Below are 16,056 nucleotides of genomic sequence, written 5' to 3'. Positions count from 1 at the left end.
GCCGCAGGTGCAGCGGCCCGGCACGCGCTGATACCATCACGCCATTGTTCCTGAAGCAAGCTGAGGCACGCGGCACACCATGACGGCAAAGCAACCGGGCAGCAAGGGACGCAGTACCCGCGGTATCACCTTGGTGGATGTCGCGCGTCTGGCCGGTGTGGCGCCGATGACCGTCTCGCGTTATCTGAACGCGCCGGATGCGGTGCGCGAGGAAACCCGGCTGAAGATTCAGCAGGCCATCGTCCAGACCGGCTACGTGCAGAACCGCCTGGCCAGCTCCCTGGCGAGCAATCGCAGCCGCCTGGTCGCCGTGGTTCTGCCGATGGTCACCAACCCGCTGTTCTCCGACACCTTCCAGGCGATCAACGAACGCCTGATGCAGGCAGGCTACCAGGTGCTGCTCGGCGTTTCCGGTTATCAGAGCGAACAGGAGCAGCATCTGCTCGACGTCATCCTCAGTCGACGCCCCGACGGCATCATCCTCACCGGCACCCTGCACACCCAGGCCAGTCGCGCGCGCTTGCGTGCCGCGGCTGTACCCGTGGTGGAGACCTGGGACCTGACCGACGACCCCATCGACATGCTGGTAGGCTTTTCCCATGAACGCGTGGGCAGCGAGGTCGCGCAACGCCTGCTGCGACTGGGCTACCGTCGATTTGCCCTGCTGGCGGTGGACGATCCGCGTGGATTGCGCCGTGCCCAGAGTCTGCTCGATGCTCTCACCCAAGCCGGCATCGGCGATGTTCAGCAGCAGATTTTCGCCGGCTTGCCGACCCTGGAGCAGGGGCGACGCGGGCTCGCTGCGCTGCTTGAGAACGATTGGCCAACCCTGCAGACGCCACCCTTGATGATGGTCTGTACCTCCGACACCCTCGCTCATGGCGTGCTCACCGAAGCGGCTGCGCGTGGCTTGCCGGTGCCCGAGCGACTGGGTGTGATGGGCTTTGGCGACATGAACTTCGCCAGTCATACCTTTCCGGCCTTGTCCACGGTGCGCATCGACGGTGCGCAGTTGGGTGCCTGTGCGGCAGACATGTTGCTGCGCCGTCTGCAGCAGTCCGAGCAGGTTGCCGAGATCGTCGATATCGGCTTCTCCCTCATCGAGCGGCAGAGCACTCGCGCTGTGTTCTGATTCAACACCGCTGGAAGTCTTCTGCGTCTGCCGAAGCGCCCGAAACCGATTTGAAGGAGTGGTTTCAGTAACGTACCCACGGTGCATGGCCTTGGCACAGCGCTGAGCCCGCAAGTCAAGGCCCGTGGCGATGCACTGATCCATGAGACCCGTTGAGTCGGTTTACTGGCGTTTGTGCCTCCGCCAACGGTCAGGGTTCTCGCGGTACGGCCGCAAACCTGTTTCGTGCACGTTGCACAGTGTTTGGCGGACTGTGGGTGCAGCCCTCGGCCACTGGGGGCTGTAGCGTGTCGGTCGTCGGGCGGTGAGCAATTTCGCCAATGAACCGTCGCTTTGCGCTGGCGATTTGCCATACACTGTCGCTATTAGCTTCATTGACGCCAATAAAATTGACGAAATGGGGCTGCAGATATTTGGCGCCATCAATTCAGTTTGTATAAGTAACTGATTTATAAGAATTTTATAAAAAAATACAGCCCTGATAATTTATTTACATGCGGGTGATAGCACTCGGCTTGCACTGCCGGACTTCTGCCACCTAGTATCACCTCGCCTTACCGATGCCGCCCCAGAGTCGGCACTGACAAACAGCGACCTGTGGGTCGCACGAGATCGCCAATGCCTGGGTCACACCGATTCGTTTCAGCGCCTTTGAGGACTAAACGAGAGGTGTACCTGTTTTTTTTGCTCCGATGCTGCGTTTAAACGACGTCCGGACTGAACCTTGTCGCAATAGCTTGTCCAAGGTCAGCTTCGCAGGATGTGCCGTTGGCGTTGCACCGGTCGTTGTTGCTTACCAAAGACTCTGGAGATTTGCATGAAAGCGATTGTCACCGGTGTAACCGGCCAGGATGGAGCGTATCTGACGCAGCTGTTGCTGGAAAAAGGCTACACCGTCTACGGTACCTACCGCCGCACCAGTTCGGTGAATTTCTGGCGCCTGGAAGAGCTGGGTGTCGCTGGCCACGCCAACCTGCACCTGGTCGAGTACGACCTGACCGACCTGTCGGCCAGCATTCGCCTGCTGCAGAACACCGAAGCCACCGAGGTCTACAACCTTGCGGCGCAGAGTTTCGTCGGCGTGTCGTTCGACCAGCCGTTGACTACCGCCGAGATCACCGGAGTAGGGGTGGTCAACCTGCTCGAAGCGATCCGCATCGTCAATCCGAAGATCCGCTTCTACCAGGCGTCCACCTCGGAGATGTTCGGCAAAGTGCAGGCGATCCCGCAGATCGAAAGCACGCCGTTCTATCCGCGCAGCCCGTACGGTGTCGCCAAGCTCTACGCCCACTGGATGACCATCAATTACCGCGAGTCCTACGGGCTGTTCGCCACCAGCGGCATCCTCTTCAACCACGAGTCGCCACTGCGCGGCCGTGAGTTCGTGACCCGCAAGATCACCGACAGCGTGGCCAAGATCAAGCTCGGCAAGCTCGACGTGCTCGAACTGGGCAACCTCGACGCCAAGCGCGACTGGGGTTTCGCCAAGGAATACGTGGAAGGCATGTGGCGCATGCTGCAGGCCGACGAACCCGACACCTTCGTGCTGGCGACCAACCGTACCGAAACCGTGCGCGATTTCGTCAGCATGGCGTTCAAAGCGGTGGATATCAGCCTGGACTGGTCGGGCAAGGATGATGCGGAATGCGGCACCTGCCGCGCGACCGGCAAGGTGCTGGTCAAGGTCAACCCGATGTTTCACCGTCCGGCCGAAGTCGATCTGTTGATCGGTGATCCGGCCAAGGCGCGTGAGATACTGGGCTGGCAGCCGCAGACCAGTCTCGAGGAGCTTTGCCGAATGATGGTCGAGGCAGATCTGCGACGCAACGAAATCGGCTTTTCTTTCTAGGCGCCCTTGGCGTCTACCCCGAATCACGGCAGTGGGAATGGATATGAATAAACAACAGTGGATGGCATGCCTGGCGCTGGCGCCTTGGCCCTTGAGCGCTTGGGCGTTGGAACCGGCAAAGGTCGAGCTTGGTCCCGTGAACTTCACTCCGACATTGGAGATAAGTGAACGCTACGACGACAACTTTCGTGCAGTGGATCGCGATGAGGATGCGTCGTGGATCACCTCGGTCAAGCCGACCCTGTTGTTTACCCGCGAAACCCGCAACACCGGCTACAAGTTCCAGTATTCGGCCGACAGCCAGACCTACCTGGACCACGCCGACGCCAGTCACATCGACCACGATGCCGAGCTGAGCGGCGTGTGGGCCTTCGATTCGCGCAATCGTCTGGACGCCATTCTCGATTACAAGCGTGGTGAAGAAACCGTCGATTCCGCCGACGAGCGCGAAAACGACAAGTACACCCGTCAGGGCGGTCGCCTGAAGTACACCTTTGGCGCACTCAGCGCCATGAACCAGATCGAACTGGGCGGTGGCTATCGTCAGCAGCGCTATCGCAATGCCGACGGCATCAACGATGACAAGGAATACGACGCTACCAGCGTCAGCGGTACCTGGTTCCATCGCCTGGGCGGCAGCACCCGCGCCCTGGTCGAGCTGAACCACGTCGACTACGACTACCTGGACTTCGATCGTCGCAACAGCAAGGGCAACCGCGTGCTGTTCGGTATCGACCGTGATGTCACCGCCAAGCTCAGCGGTACCGCCCGCCTGGGTTACGAGCGCAAGGATTTCGAAAGCTCGCAGAGCAACGACTATGGCAGCGGTACCTGGGAAGTGGGCATGGACTACAAGCCACGCACCTATTCCACCATCTCGGTGAACATGCGCCGCGCCTTCGACGAAGGTGACGACGGTGCCAACACCGTGCACGTGACCAGCAGCCGTCTGGGCTGGCGCCACAGCTGGTCGTCGTTCTTCGCCACCGACGTCAACTATCGCTATGCAGATCGCGAGTACCTGGGCACGGGCGGTCGCGACGACAAGCAGAACGCCGCCGGCGCCGAGATCATCTACACCGCCAGCCGCTGGGCCGAGGTCGGCCTGGGCTACAGCCGCGTCGACAACAACTCGAACGTGAACAGCGAAGACTACGTTCGCAACATCTACCTGCTCAGCCTCAAGCTGTCCCTGTGAACTCAACCCAAAGGGGAGAAGCCACCATGTTCAAGCATGCATTGATTGTCGTACTGGCACTGTTCAGCCTGGGAGCCCAGGCCGATGCCTACAAACTCGCTTCGGGCGATGTCATCCGGGTGTCCGTACTGGGTGAACCCGATCTGACCAACGAAGAAGTCCACCTCAATGATTCCGGTACCTTTTCCTACCCCTTTCTCGGCAACGTGAAAGCCCTGGGCAAGACCACCGACGAGATCGAACGCGTCATCACCAAAGGTCTGAGCGGTGATTACCTGAAAGATCCGAAAGTGACCGTGAGCGTGGTCGAATACCGCCCCTTCTATATTGGCGGCGAAGTCAAGGCACCGGGTGGGTATCCCTACAAGCCGGGCCTGACCATGGACCGTGCCATCGCGCTGGCCGGCGGCCTGACCGAGCGTGCTTCGGTCAACCGCATCAACATCAATCGCGGCGGCAGTGCCAAAGCGGCCCAGTTGGCAACACCGGTAGAACCGGGCGACACCATCACCATTGACCAGGGGTTCTTCTGACATGAGCCAGATTGCCGTAAGAAACAGCCAGGGCGTTGCTCCCTGGCAGGCTGTGCCCGCGTCAGAAGAACGCGATGCGCTGGATTCGCGCAAACTGTGGCGCACGCTGTGGCGTCGCCGCGGCATGATCCTCGGCGTGTTCGCGGTAGGCACCGCCGCCGCCGTGATCTACGCGCTGAACATGACCCCGACCTATCGCTCCGTCGCCACTCTGGTCATCGAGCCCAGCGGTAACCAGGTCATCACGTTCCAGCAGACGCCGGACCGTCCCGATCCCAACAGCGATTACCTGCAGACCCAGATGGGCCTGATCCAGAGCCGCGAAGTGGCCGAGCGGGCCGTGCGCGAGCTCGACCTGTCGCACCACGAGGAACTGGACCCACGGCAGAAGCAGTCGCGCCTGGCCAAGATCAAGGCCCAGCTGTCCAACTGGCATGCCGACTGGTTCCCGCAGAGCTGGCACCAGGAGCTCAACTACACCGAGCAGCAGGCGTTCAACAGCGCCGTGATGGAACTGCGCCAGCGCACCAGCGTGACCGTCGTGGGCAAGAGCCACCTGGTCAGCATCGGCGTGACCATGGCCGATGCCGAAACCGGCGCGGCCACCGCCAACGCCCTGGCCCAGGGTTACCTGGCCAGCCGGCAGAACTCGCAGCAGCAGGAATCGCTGACCGCCAGCCGCTGGATGAACACCCGCATGGTCGAGCTGCGCACCCAGCTGCAGCAGGCTGAAAGCAAGTTGCAGGCTTATCGCGATGGCCAGGGCCTGGTCGATGTCGGCGGCGTGGCTACCATCACCGCCAACGAACTGGCCCGTACCAGCGACCGTCTGGTCGACGCACGCCGCGAACGTGCCGATGCCCAGAGCCAGTACCGTCAGGTGCAGGGTCTGTTGGCTCGCGGTGGCAACCTGGACCTGTCCAGCGTGCCTGCGGTCATCAACAACCCGGTGATCCAGCAGTTCCAGGCCGTGGCCGCCACTGCCCAGGCGCGGGTCGACGAATACAGCCAGCGCTACGGCGACAAGCATCCGCAGATGGTTGCCGCACGCTCCGAACTGCAAGCCGCCCAGGCCAGCCTGCGCAGCCAGGTCAGCCAGGTTGTCGCCGGCCTGCAGCACAACTATCAGTTGGCGCAGGACAACGAGAACTCGTTGCGCTCCTCGTTCAACACCAACAAGCAGGAAATCCAGGACATCTCCCGCAAGGAGTTCGCCCTGCGTGAACTGCAGCGCGATGTCGACAGCAACCGTGACGTGTACAACACGTTCATGACCAAGCTGCGCGAAACCATGGCGACTGCCGACCTGGTTTCGGGCAACGCCCGCGTGGTCGACCCTGCCATTGCACCGCTGTTCCCGACCACGCCGCGCAAGGCCATTCTGGTAGTGCTGGCCGCGCTGCTGTCGCTGATCGCCGGTTGCGCCATTGCCCTGCTGCGTGAAGCCTTGAACAACAGCTTCAAGAACAGCGCCGACGTCGAGCGTGCCCTGCAGCTGCCGGTACTGAGCGTGGTGCCGTTGCTCAAGCGCCGCAACCGTTCGCGCATCCACCGCCAGTTCGAGCGCAACGACGACGCGGCATTCGCCGAAGCCGTACGTACCCTGCGCACTGGCGTGATGCTCAACGACGACGATGTACGTCGCAAGACCCTGGTCCTGACCTCGACCACTCCGGGCGAAGGCAAGACCACCCTGGCGATCAACCTGGCCGGTGCCATGGCCCGCGTCGAACGCGTGCTGTTGGTGGAAGCCGACCTGCGCCGTCCGAAAGTGGCCACCAATCTGGGCCTGGACGCTCAGCACATCGGCCTGGCCGAGTTGCTGGCGGGCAAGGCGGGCGTCGATGACTGCCTGCAGACCATCGGTAGCCTGGACGTGATCTGCGCTGGTGAAATGCCGTACAACCCTCAGGAACTGCTGGCCAGCACGCGCATGCAGACCTTCCTGGAGTGGGCACGCCACCGCTACGACCGCGTGATTCTGGACACCCCGGCCAGCCAGTCGGTGAGTGACGCAGCACTGCTGTGCGGCATGGCCGATTCGGTGATCTACGTGATCAAGTCCGAAGCCACCAGCATGCCGCTCGTGCGCAAGAGCATCGGTCAGCTGTTGCAGACCGGCGCGCCTATCACCGGTGTGGTCCTCAACCAGGTGTCGCGTCCCGAACCCGGTCAGCGTCGCGACCACTACTATGACTACCTGCCGGCAGCCCCGGCTCAGTAAACCTTTCCGACCTTGCAGCCGCGCCGCTCTCCCTTCGGGGTGAGCCGTGCGCACGGCTGGTCGCGTTACGGAAAATGCCCAACCACGCCGCACTTGTCTGCAGAGGATACATCTATGATTGCGCCTCGCTTGCACCCGATGGTAAATCGTCGGGGCCTGACGTTCTGGACCATGTGGCTCGCGGGTGCCACGCTGGCATGCGCGCTGACATTCAGTGTCCTGTACGCACACTTCAACGAATTCCCGCCCCAGTATCGGGTCCTGATGATGATCGGGGTTCTTGCCTCGGTCCCCGTCTACAGTTTCCTGCACGTTTACCACAAGCGCCTGAACTACCTGAGCGGCCTGTTGCGCCTGCTCGGCGGCTGGCTGACCCTGGTCGCCGCCCTGGCGGTGGTCATCTGGCTCAGTGGCAGCCCGCAGACGTTGGCGCCCGGCATGGCCGTCAAGCTGATCGTCTACGGCTTCCTCGCCCAGGCGGCAACCTTCATCCCGCTGCGCTTCCTGCTCAACCGTCACAACCAGCGTCTGAAGAACGAGCGCAAGGCCGTGATCATCGGCGCCGGTGAACTGGCCGGCAAGTTGGCGCGCCAGCTCAAGCCGCGGGTACCGGTTCTGGGCGTGATCGCGCCGGACGCCGAAGTCGATGCCGACTGGGTACCGGTGCCTGGCGTGCCGCACCTGGGCGGTTTCGACGAACTGCGCGACATCGTTCAGCGCGAGCAAGTGCGTCGGGTGTACATCGCCCTGCCACTGGATCGCATGGTGCAGATCGAATCGATCTACGTCGACCTGCTCGACCTGGCGGTGGACGTGGTCTGGGTGCCGGACTTCGGCAGCATGATGCTGCTCAATCAGTCGATCTCGCAGATCGAGCAGTTCCCGGCCATCTACCTCAACGAAACCCCGCTGAGCTCGCACCCTGCTGCGGCCATGGCCAAGGACCTGATCGACCGCAGCCTGGCGCTGCTGGCGATCATCGCCCTGGCACCGGTACTGATCAGCTGCGCAGTGGCGGTCAAGCTGTCCTCGCCAGGCCCGGTGTTCTTCCGCCAGGGTCGCGACGGCTGCAACGGCACCGTGATTCACGTCTACAAGTTCCGTTCGATGCGCATGCACGACGACCAGGAAGTGAAGCAGGCCACCCGCAACGATTCGCGCGTAACCCGCGTCGGTGCGTTCCTGCGTCGCTCTTCGCTCGACGAGCTGCCACAGTTGATCAACGTGCTGCGCGGCGAAATGGCCCTGGTCGGCCCGCGTCCACACGCCATCGCCCACAACCATTACTACTGCGACAAATTGATGGCCTACATGGCACGTCATCGCATCAAGCCAGGCATCACCGGCCTGGCCCAGGTCAGCGGCTTCCGTGGCGAAACCGATACCCTGGACAAGATGCAGGGGCGCCTGGAGCGTGACCTGGCCTACATCAATCACTGGTCGTTGTGGCTGGACATCAAGATCCTGATCAAGACCCCGTTCACCCTGTTCTCACGGAACATCTATTGAGCCCGGAGGCTGGGATGGAACACGACTTGAGCCAGGGGCCGACACCGGCCCCCGGCCTCATTCAGCAGTTGCGCCAGAACCGCATGGTGCGGAATCTGGCGACCGCGCTCGGCGGCTCGGCCGGCGCGCAGCTGATCAACCTCGCGCTGATCCCGGTGATCATGCGTATCTACGGCCCCGAAGCGTTCGGGGTGGTGGGTACCTTCCTCAGCCTGACGATCATTCTGATCCCGGCCTGCAGCCTGACCTGGTCGATGGCCATCGTCCTGCCGCAGACCCACCGCGACGCCAGCGGACTGGCCAAGCTGGCGACCGTGGTCGCCTTGCTGGTTTCCATACTGGTTGCCGGTGTGCTGTTGTGGTGGGGGCCGATGCTGGCCGAGCGCTGGAACCTGTCACTGCTCACCCCGTACCTGATGCTGCTACCATTGGTGATGTTCAGCTCGGCGGTGCTCGAAGTGCTGCAGCAGTGGCTCTACCGCCATGGGCGCTATCGCCTGACCGCCCGAGCCGCCACCAGCCATGCGCTGGTCTACAATGGCATGCGCAGTGTCGGCGGCCTGTTCAACAACAGCGCAACCATGCTGGTGGTCACCAGTGCTCTGTACTACGTGGTGCACAGCCTGCTGATCCTGATCGGCATGGCCATGAGCAAGCCGGCCCCGGCCGAGGTTGCCGAAACCGACGAGGCGCCGCGCAAGACCCTGCGCCAACTGGCCAGCGAATACCGCGACTTCCCACTTTTCCGTGCCCCGCAGGTGTTGATCAACGCCTTGTCGGTGCACATGCCCACACTGGTACTGGCCTCGCTGTTCGGCGCCATACCGGCCGGCTATTTCGCCCTGTGCCTGCAAGTGCTGGCAATGCCCAGCAACTTCATCGGCAAGGCCATGGGCAGCGTCTTCTACCCGCGCATCGCCGCCGCCGTCCATGCGCGTGAAGCGGTGGTCGGCCTGCTGCTCAAGGGCGTCGGCGCGATGACGGCGATCGGCTCGGCGGGCTTCCTGATCCTGGTCATTGCCGGGCCCTGGCTGTTCACCGTGGCCTTCGGTGCCCAGTGGCACGAAGCGGGTGAATACGCGCGCTGGCTGGCCCTGGCGGAATTGGCCCGGTTCGCGGCGATGCCGTGCGAAGTGGCCATCCCGGCCTTGCGCCTGCAGGCCTACTTCCTTGGCTTCGAAGTCTTCGCGACCTCGCTGCGCTTCGGCGCGGTGGCCCTGGGCGCCTTCTGGGGCGGCTCGGCCCTGGCGGTGGTGATGGCCATCGCGGCAGCAAACATTTTCATCTATCTGGCGATGCTGTCGATCGTCGTATTCAAGGCGCGTGCCTGGCAGAACCGCCAGCGTGGCACTCTACAGGAGGCTGAAGCATGACCAGATCCAATAATGACGTATGCGCGATCATCCTCAACTGGAATGGCGCCGATACCACCATCGACTGCATCCGTGCTCTGGACGCGCACTGCCGCGTTCCGGTCGTGGTGATCGACAACGATTCCAAGGACGACAGCGTGTCGCGCCTGCAGCAGTTTCTCAACGATTCGACCGGCCCGGACGTACGGGTGATCGACGAGCGCGCCGCCGGCAGCTATGACACGCCCCATGAGCGCGTCTTGATCGTCAACGAAGGCAACCACGGCTACGCCGGCGGCAACAACGTGGGCATCGACTACGCGATACGCGCAGGCTATCGCTACATCTGGCTGCTCAACAACGATGTGACCGTCGAGGCCGGTGCGCTGGAAGCGCTGCGCGATACCCTGGAGCAGTCGCCCAAATGCGGCTTCTCGGCTTCCGTGCTGGTGTATTCGGACCGGCCACAGGTGGTCCAGTGCGTGGGTGGCGGAATGCTCTTCCCCTGGCTGGGCAAGACCAAGCTGATGGGCAAGAACCTGGATCGCACGCAACTGGCCACAGCCGGCCTGCCCGAGCCCGACTACCTGATGGGCGCCAGCCTGATGGTGCGTCGCGAGGTGATCGAAGAGGTCGGCATGATGGACCACCGCTACTTCATGTATTCCGAAGAAGTGGACTGGGAACGTCGCGCCGCCGCCGTGGGCTGGCATGGTCGTGTCGCTCTGAACAGCTTCGCTCGCCATGGCGACAGCGGCAGCACCCGTGGCCGCAGCCACATGTTCCACTTCTACCGCAACCGCGCGGCCATCATGTACAACAAGCGCTTTCATTCGACCGCGTGCACCTTCGTCTCGGCGATCGCGCTGGGCGCGATCACCGTGCTGCAGAACCGCGGCAGTGCCAAGAACATCAAGTTCGGCATCAAGGGCATCACCGAGGGCTTGGCGTTCAAATGGCGCTGAGTGATCTATCGTCCACGAGGTAACGGACATGCTCCAGGCTTTGTTCAATCCGCGCACGTTGCTGTGCCTGCTGGTGGTGGTCAACTCCGGCTTCGTTTTCCTGACCGACAACAAGCTGGCGGGGCTGCCGTACCTGCGTGAGCTGTACCTGGCCGGTGTGGTGGGCGCAGCGGTGCTGTTGCTGGCCATGTGGCAACGCCCGTGGCAGTCACGGGCCAGTATGTGGATCCTGTTCATGGGCGTGGCCCTGCCGGTGATGTCCGCACTGTTCTCCTGGTATCACTTCGAGCAGCCGCTGTTCTACGGCCTGCTCGAAGAGCGCCGCAACTTCCTCTACCTGCTGTTCTTCCCGGCCTTGTACCTGATGTTGAAGGCGCAACCGACCCAGGAGCAGCTCGAGCGCTATTTCCTGATCGGTGGCCTGGCGTGCGTTGCGGTAGGCTTTCTCTACTACTTCAAGATCGTCCCGGAAAACGCCGCGGTCGCGTTCAACGTCGACGAGAAGGACTACGGCCTCAACCCGTTGCGTCCGGACCGCTTCAGCATTGGCGGGTCGTATGTGTCGCTGTGCGCGATGATGCTGATGTACCGCCTGCGCCGTCGTATCGAATTGGTCCCGGTGCTGTTGCTCGGCCTGTTCGCCGCCTACCTGTGGCTGGTTCTGCAGACGCGTAACACGATGCTGGTGTGGACCCTGGCGGCGCTGTGGATCTTCCGTGCGCACCTGCATGTGCTGGTCAAGCTGGGCCTGGCAATGATCGTGGTGGGCGGAATCGCCTACATGGTGATGCCGGCGCCGTTCGAAGCGCAGTACGAGCGACTGATGGCCCTGGTGCAGGAAGCGACCGAGCCGGGTGGGGTGCGTGCCGATACCACGGCGATCATTCTGCGTGATACCGCGGCGAACTGGTACGTAGGGATGGGGGCGTTGTCGCTGCAGTGGCAGGGCGGGTTCTCGCGCCTGTACAGCTCGTACTTCTACCTGTCGGACGTGGGCTTGCTGGGCGTGCTGTATCGCTACGGCTTCATCATGCCGCTGATCATTCTGGTGTACTTCGTCGGATTCTGGAGAATCAGCCGTCAATGCCGCAACAAAGGCGACCTGCTGGCTGCCTTCGTCCTGGACATGTGCTTCAACCTGATCAATCTGTTCCTGTCGCCGGCTATGATGTACGACGGCAACATCGCAGCGCTCGCGGTTGCGGCATTCGTCTATTACGGTCAGGTGAGGGTGCCTGCATCGCAACCGGCCGATCGTCCACTGGAACGACCGGCCGGCCCTGTGGGACTGCCGATCAGGTCGGGCCGATAGCCTTGCACTTCGGCTCTTTCAGGTACCTGCCCATGACCGACCATTGAGGACGGGCCTTGCCGTTGATCGGCTCGACCGCCATGAAGTAGCCACCCCAGTAAGGGCCGCTCGACCAGTAGGTGAGCGGCATGCACTGCAGGGCCAGGTACTTGTGCAGCCGCTCGGCCGCGTCCAGCCAGCGGGGGTCATTGTCAGGGACGCCGAACTCGCCGATGTGGCCTTTCTTGCCGTTGCGCTTGAGCCACTCGACGAAGGGCTTGGCTCGGTTTACCCCGATATCCGGATCCCATTTACCGGAAATTCGATTCTTGTAGTTACCACTGCCGTCTGGATCGATGTAGATATGCGCGGAAAAGATCAGCTTGTTCGACGGGTCCTTGAGTTTGAGCAGCTCGTCGTTATAGTGCGGCCAGCGTTCGGCACTGGCCCACGAGCGGCCCTCGACGTAGATCGGACGAGTCTTGTCGATGCTGCGTATGGCGTCGATGCCAGCCTGCGCCGCAGTCGGCCAGATGGCGTCGGATTCGTCGTGGGGCTCGTTCATCAGGTCGTAGCCGGCCAGCGCACTGTAGGGGCTCCAGCGGCGGGCCATCTGAGTCATGAGGTTCTTATAGTGAGCCACGGTGACTTCCCTGGTGCCGATGATCTTGCCGCGGTAGCGCCCGTAGTTGTGCACGTCGAGGATCACTTGCATGTTCGCCTGTGCAGCCTGCACCAGCATCTTGTCGATCAACTTGGCATAGGTGGGGTCGAATGCCCCACCCAGCGTGGGTTGCAGGCGCTCCCACTTGAGCGGAAAACGCACGCTTTGAATGCCGCGACGCTTCCAGTTGGCAAAGAAACCTTCGCGCGGAAAGAAATAATGCGTACCTTCCACGCCCGGAAACGCATTCTCGGAGAACTCTGCCCCCGATACGTTGATCTGAACCATCGGCACATCCGCGAATGCGGCGCCAGAGCCCAGCACCAGCGCCATCGACATCGCCGCACTCAACAGTGCACGACGAGGACGAGACGGGTGGAGTTGAGGCACGAAAGGTACTGCGCGCCCGGAATCTGCACGTGAATACAACCTTTTGCTGTTCATTGGCTCAGCCTATGGATGGAAACCAGTCAATTACCATGCTTCAGACGAATAAGCCGAATCGTCCAAGCTCCCGCAGCCTTTCTATGGCGCTGCATTAACGCATTCTAGAACTGATAGGACGGCCTGGATGAAAGTTTTTGGAATAGATTTCTACAAAGGTGACCAAACGCACTTGATCCGTGCCATCAAGGGCGACGTGAACAAGCCGTTTGGCTACGTGGTTACCGCCAACGTGAACCACGTTGTGCTGCTTGAAAACGACTCGGTTTTCCGCAATGCCTATGACGCGGCGGCCTACCGGGTCTGCGACAGCCGAGTACTGATGCCCGTGCTGCGCAAGTTCGACGCCGGTGTGCCCGAAGCCATCCCAGGCAGCACCCTGACCGTGTCGGTGATGGATGAAGCCCAGCGTGAAGGCTGGACCGTGACGGTCGTCGGCTCGACCACCGATGTGCTGCAGGTGCTGGCCCAGCGCTACCCGGCGGTGACGTTCCTGCACTACAACCCGCCGATGGGCTTCATCGACAACCCTGCAGAAGTGGAGGCCACCCTGCAGTTCGTCGAACAGCATCGGGCGCAGCTGGTGATCATGTCGGTCGGTTCGCCGCGCCAGGAACTGCTGTGCAAGATGATCGCCGACCGCGGCCTGGCCCACGGCGTAGGCTTGTGCACGGGCGCAGCGCTGAACTTCCTGTCGGGCAAGGTGCAACGCGCGCCGATGTGGGTGCAGAAGCTGTCACTGGAGTGGCTGCACCGCATCCTCAGCGAGCCGCGTCGCCTGGCCGGGCGCTATTGGCACGACGGACGGCGTATCGTGCCGATCATCGCGCGGCAGTATTCCCAGCAGCGCCAGAAGCCCTGAAAATCACAAAGCCACCCTAGGGTGGCTTTGTCGTTGTGCATTCCGGGGTTTTGCCTACGGCGGGCGCTCAGCGCTTGCCCATGGAGCGGCGCGTGCCGTTCGGCGCGCGGCCTGGGGTCTTGTCGTGGTTGGACTTGCCGGCGCCGGGGTAGCGCGCCGCTTCCTTGGCCGCGAAAGCACCGGGCTTGAACGGGAAGGTGAACGCCGGGACCGCTGCCTGGCTGTCGAGCTCGGCGTCCTGGACGAGCGGATCGGCATCGGGATGTTGACTGACAGGCATGGTGACTCCGGGGCAAGCGCGTTGAAAGGGAGGGGCAGTATACCCGAGCCTCCCTTGCAGCGCTTGGTGCCACTCACACGGCCCTGGCCGGTGTCAGACCGGGCAAGCCGTATGGCCATTGTCCAGACCCTGCTTGACGTTGCGCGAGAGCAGGCTGGCCTTGCCGTCGTGCCAGGTCAGGGTCAGCACGTAGAGTGAATCGAAATCGCCGGATTCCCAGTCGTCGGTGATGTTCATTTTCTGGCCCACGGCGCGGCCGGCCACTTCGTTGATCAGTTCCGGTAGGTAGCCATGCGACCAGGCCGTATAGATGACGGCATTGTGGTACTTGTCGCGCATCAGTTCCTTGGCCAGATCCTGGGTGTCGTTGGCGCCGTATTCGATGTTCACCGGCAGGCCGAGCTTGATCGCACTGGGGCTGATGGTCATCAGCGGGCGCAGGTAGCTGTAGGATTCGTCGTTCTCGCCTTCCTCGACGTGCCGGCCAGGGTCGGCGGCGAACACGAAATCGGCATTGCCGAACCGTTGTGGCAGCACCTCGGCCAGGTTCAGTGCGCGGTTGAGGCCCTGACAGTTGAGCTGGCCGAGGCCACCGGCGGGTTTCTCGGCGTGGCGCAGGAACACCAGGGTCTGCGTGCCATCCACTGGAGCCGCACGGCTGTCGCTGATTTCGAAAGCCAGGAAGGAACAGGTACCGGCCAACAGCATGGCGGGCAATGCGTAGTAGTAGCGTTTCAACTGCCGGGCACAGTTGCTCAAAGTTTTCATAGGATGGGTCTTGAACTCTCTCTGGGTTAGCTGACACACCCGTCCAATGCGTGCTGCGAGCAGCCGCCTGGGTCTCCCTGTCTTTGTTTTTCCTGCCTGTTATCCTGTGGCAGGGGCGACTCTCTGAGTGTCATGTTGCCTTTAGGTTCGGCACTTGTGCCAATCAAGATAGTGGCATTTTGTTTCAAATTGACGACGTCTCGCCTGTGCGCAGGCCTGCGCCCAGAGCACGGGTCAAGGCCTGGCGGGTATCGAACAACGCCTGGCGAAACACCTCATGCTGCGCCTCGACCCGCCATACCGGACCTACCAGCGCCAGGGCGTACTGACCTTGCGAGGTCTGCAGGGCCACGGCCACGGCACCAACGCCCATCATGTGCTCATTGGCGTCGCAGGCATAGTCCCGCACGCGAACCTCAGCCAGTTGTTCAAGCAAGTGCGGCAGGTCCGGTGTGCTGGGCGTCAGCGGCTCGAGCACCGGGCCGAGCAGTTGCACGACGGCTTCGTCACTCATCTTGGCCAGCAATGCCTTGCCCCCCGAGGTCGCGTAGACGCTGAGGAAACTCCCGGAGGAGGGCGCCACACGCAGCGGCTGCGGCGACACCACCGAGTGCAGCAGCATCAGGTGGGTGCCGTTGCGGTTGACCAGTACCGAGGTTTCTCCGGTGCGCTCGGTCAGTGCCTCCATATAGGGGCGGACCTGCTGGATGATGTCGACATGGCTGTTGGAGGCCAGGCGCATCAATGCCGGGCCCAGGCACACGCCGCCGGCGCCGTGCACCTTGAGCAGCTCTTCGTGGGCCAGGGCGTCGACCAGCCGCTGCACCGTGGAGCGGGGTAGCTCGATGCGCTTGGCGATTGCGCCCAGGCTCAAGCCGTCGGGTTCGCTTTCGAGGCAGCGCAGGATAGCCGCTGCCCGGGAAATGACTTGAATACCGTTGCGATCGTTGTCGCTGCTCATGGAATTTGCCTTTTGTATCGCTGT

14 protein-coding genes are annotated in these 16,056 nt (G+C 62.3%); 10 read left to right on the top strand and 4 right to left on the bottom strand.

The window, feature by feature from the left end:
* Positions 1 to 79: 79 nt before the first annotated feature.
* From H7993_RS04305 to H7993_RS04265, 9 genes are all read left to right on the top strand, one after another.
* Positions 80 to 1,132: a LacI family DNA-binding transcriptional regulator gene (locus tag H7993_RS04305; protein ID WP_185793559.1), complete on the top strand. Its 1,053-nt coding sequence runs from the start codon at positions 80 to 82 to the stop codon at positions 1,130 to 1,132.
* A gap of 817 nt (positions 1,133 to 1,949) precedes the next feature.
* Positions 1,950 to 2,981, top strand: coding sequence for a GDP-mannose 4,6-dehydratase (gene gmd, locus H7993_RS04300; protein ID WP_122478519.1), 1,032 nt, complete (start codon positions 1,950 to 1,952; stop codon positions 2,979 to 2,981).
* 43 nt (positions 2,982 to 3,024) lie between these two features.
* Positions 3,025 to 4,179 carry an outer membrane beta-barrel protein gene (locus tag H7993_RS04295; protein WP_122479672.1) on the top strand — a complete coding sequence of 385 codons (1,155 nt, stop codon included), beginning with the start codon at positions 3,025 to 3,027 and terminating at the stop codon, positions 4,177 to 4,179.
* A gap of 26 nt (positions 4,180 to 4,205) precedes the next feature.
* The gene (locus tag H7993_RS04290; protein ID WP_122478517.1) at positions 4,206 to 4,712 is read left to right on the top strand and encodes a polysaccharide biosynthesis/export family protein; all 507 of its coding nucleotides are present in this window, start codon (positions 4,206 to 4,208) and stop codon (positions 4,710 to 4,712) included.
* Position 4,713: 1 nt separating this feature from the next.
* Positions 4,714 to 6,936: a GumC family protein gene (locus H7993_RS04285; protein WP_122478515.1), complete on the top strand. Its 2,223-nt coding sequence runs from the start codon at positions 4,714 to 4,716 to the stop codon at positions 6,934 to 6,936.
* A 114-nt stretch (positions 6,937 to 7,050) separates the two neighbouring features.
* Entirely contained in the window at positions 7,051 to 8,445 is a 1,395-nt protein-coding gene (locus tag H7993_RS04280) for an undecaprenyl-phosphate glucose phosphotransferase (protein WP_122800674.1), read from the top strand.
* A 14-nt stretch (positions 8,446 to 8,459) separates the two neighbouring features.
* Positions 8,460 to 9,818, top strand: a complete 1,359-nt coding sequence (locus tag H7993_RS04275) for a lipopolysaccharide biosynthesis protein (protein ID WP_185793558.1) — start codon at positions 8,460 to 8,462, stop codon at positions 9,816 to 9,818.
* Positions 9,815 to 10,762, top strand: a complete 948-nt coding sequence (locus H7993_RS04270; protein ID WP_122478509.1) for a glycosyltransferase family 2 protein — start codon at positions 9,815 to 9,817, stop codon at positions 10,760 to 10,762. Before H7993_RS04275 ends, H7993_RS04270 begins: the two co-directional genes overlap by 4 nt.
* 28 nt (positions 10,763 to 10,790) lie before the next feature.
* The gene (locus H7993_RS04265; protein ID WP_185793557.1) at positions 10,791 to 12,074 is read left to right on the top strand and encodes a hypothetical protein; all 1,284 of its coding nucleotides are present in this window, start codon (positions 10,791 to 10,793) and stop codon (positions 12,072 to 12,074) included.
* Here H7993_RS04265 and H7993_RS04260 read toward each other — a convergent pair.
* On the bottom strand, positions 12,058 to 13,107 hold the full coding sequence (locus H7993_RS04260) for a glycoside hydrolase family 5 protein (protein WP_342214248.1): 1,050 nt from the start codon (positions 13,105 to 13,107) through the stop codon (positions 12,058 to 12,060). The two genes, H7993_RS04265 and H7993_RS04260, sit on opposite strands and share 17 nt — an antisense overlap.
* Positions 13,108 to 13,288: 181 nt before the next feature.
* On the opposite strand from H7993_RS04260, the gene H7993_RS04255 reads away from it, so the two are divergent.
* Positions 13,289 to 14,023 carry a WecB/TagA/CpsF family glycosyltransferase gene (locus tag H7993_RS04255; protein WP_122478503.1) on the top strand — a complete coding sequence of 245 codons (735 nt, stop codon included), beginning with the start codon at positions 13,289 to 13,291 and terminating at the stop codon, positions 14,021 to 14,023.
* 67 nt (positions 14,024 to 14,090) lie between these two features.
* Here H7993_RS04255 and H7993_RS04250 read toward each other — a convergent pair whose 3' ends face one another.
* The 3 genes from H7993_RS04250 to H7993_RS04240 form a co-directional block, all read right to left on the bottom strand.
* The gene (locus H7993_RS04250) at positions 14,091 to 14,303 is read right to left on the bottom strand and encodes a hypothetical protein (protein WP_185793556.1); all 213 of its coding nucleotides are present in this window, start codon (positions 14,301 to 14,303) and stop codon (positions 14,091 to 14,093) included.
* Between the two features lie 93 nt (positions 14,304 to 14,396).
* On the bottom strand, positions 14,397 to 15,071 hold the full coding sequence (locus H7993_RS04245) for a histidine phosphatase family protein (protein ID WP_122478499.1): 675 nt from the start codon (positions 15,069 to 15,071) through the stop codon (positions 14,397 to 14,399).
* A gap of 184 nt (positions 15,072 to 15,255) precedes the next feature.
* Positions 15,256 to 16,032 carry an IclR family transcriptional regulator gene (locus H7993_RS04240; protein WP_185793555.1) on the bottom strand — a complete coding sequence of 259 codons (777 nt, stop codon included), beginning with the start codon at positions 16,030 to 16,032 and terminating at the stop codon, positions 15,256 to 15,258.
* Between the last annotated feature and the right edge of the window lie 24 nt (positions 16,033 to 16,056).

Origin of the sequence: Pseudomonas baltica, assembly GCF_014235765.1 — a bacterium.
GTDB lineage: Bacteria > Pseudomonadota > Gammaproteobacteria > Pseudomonadales > Pseudomonadaceae > Aquipseudomonas > Aquipseudomonas baltica.
This window is presented reverse-complemented; position numbering and strand designations above follow the sequence as displayed.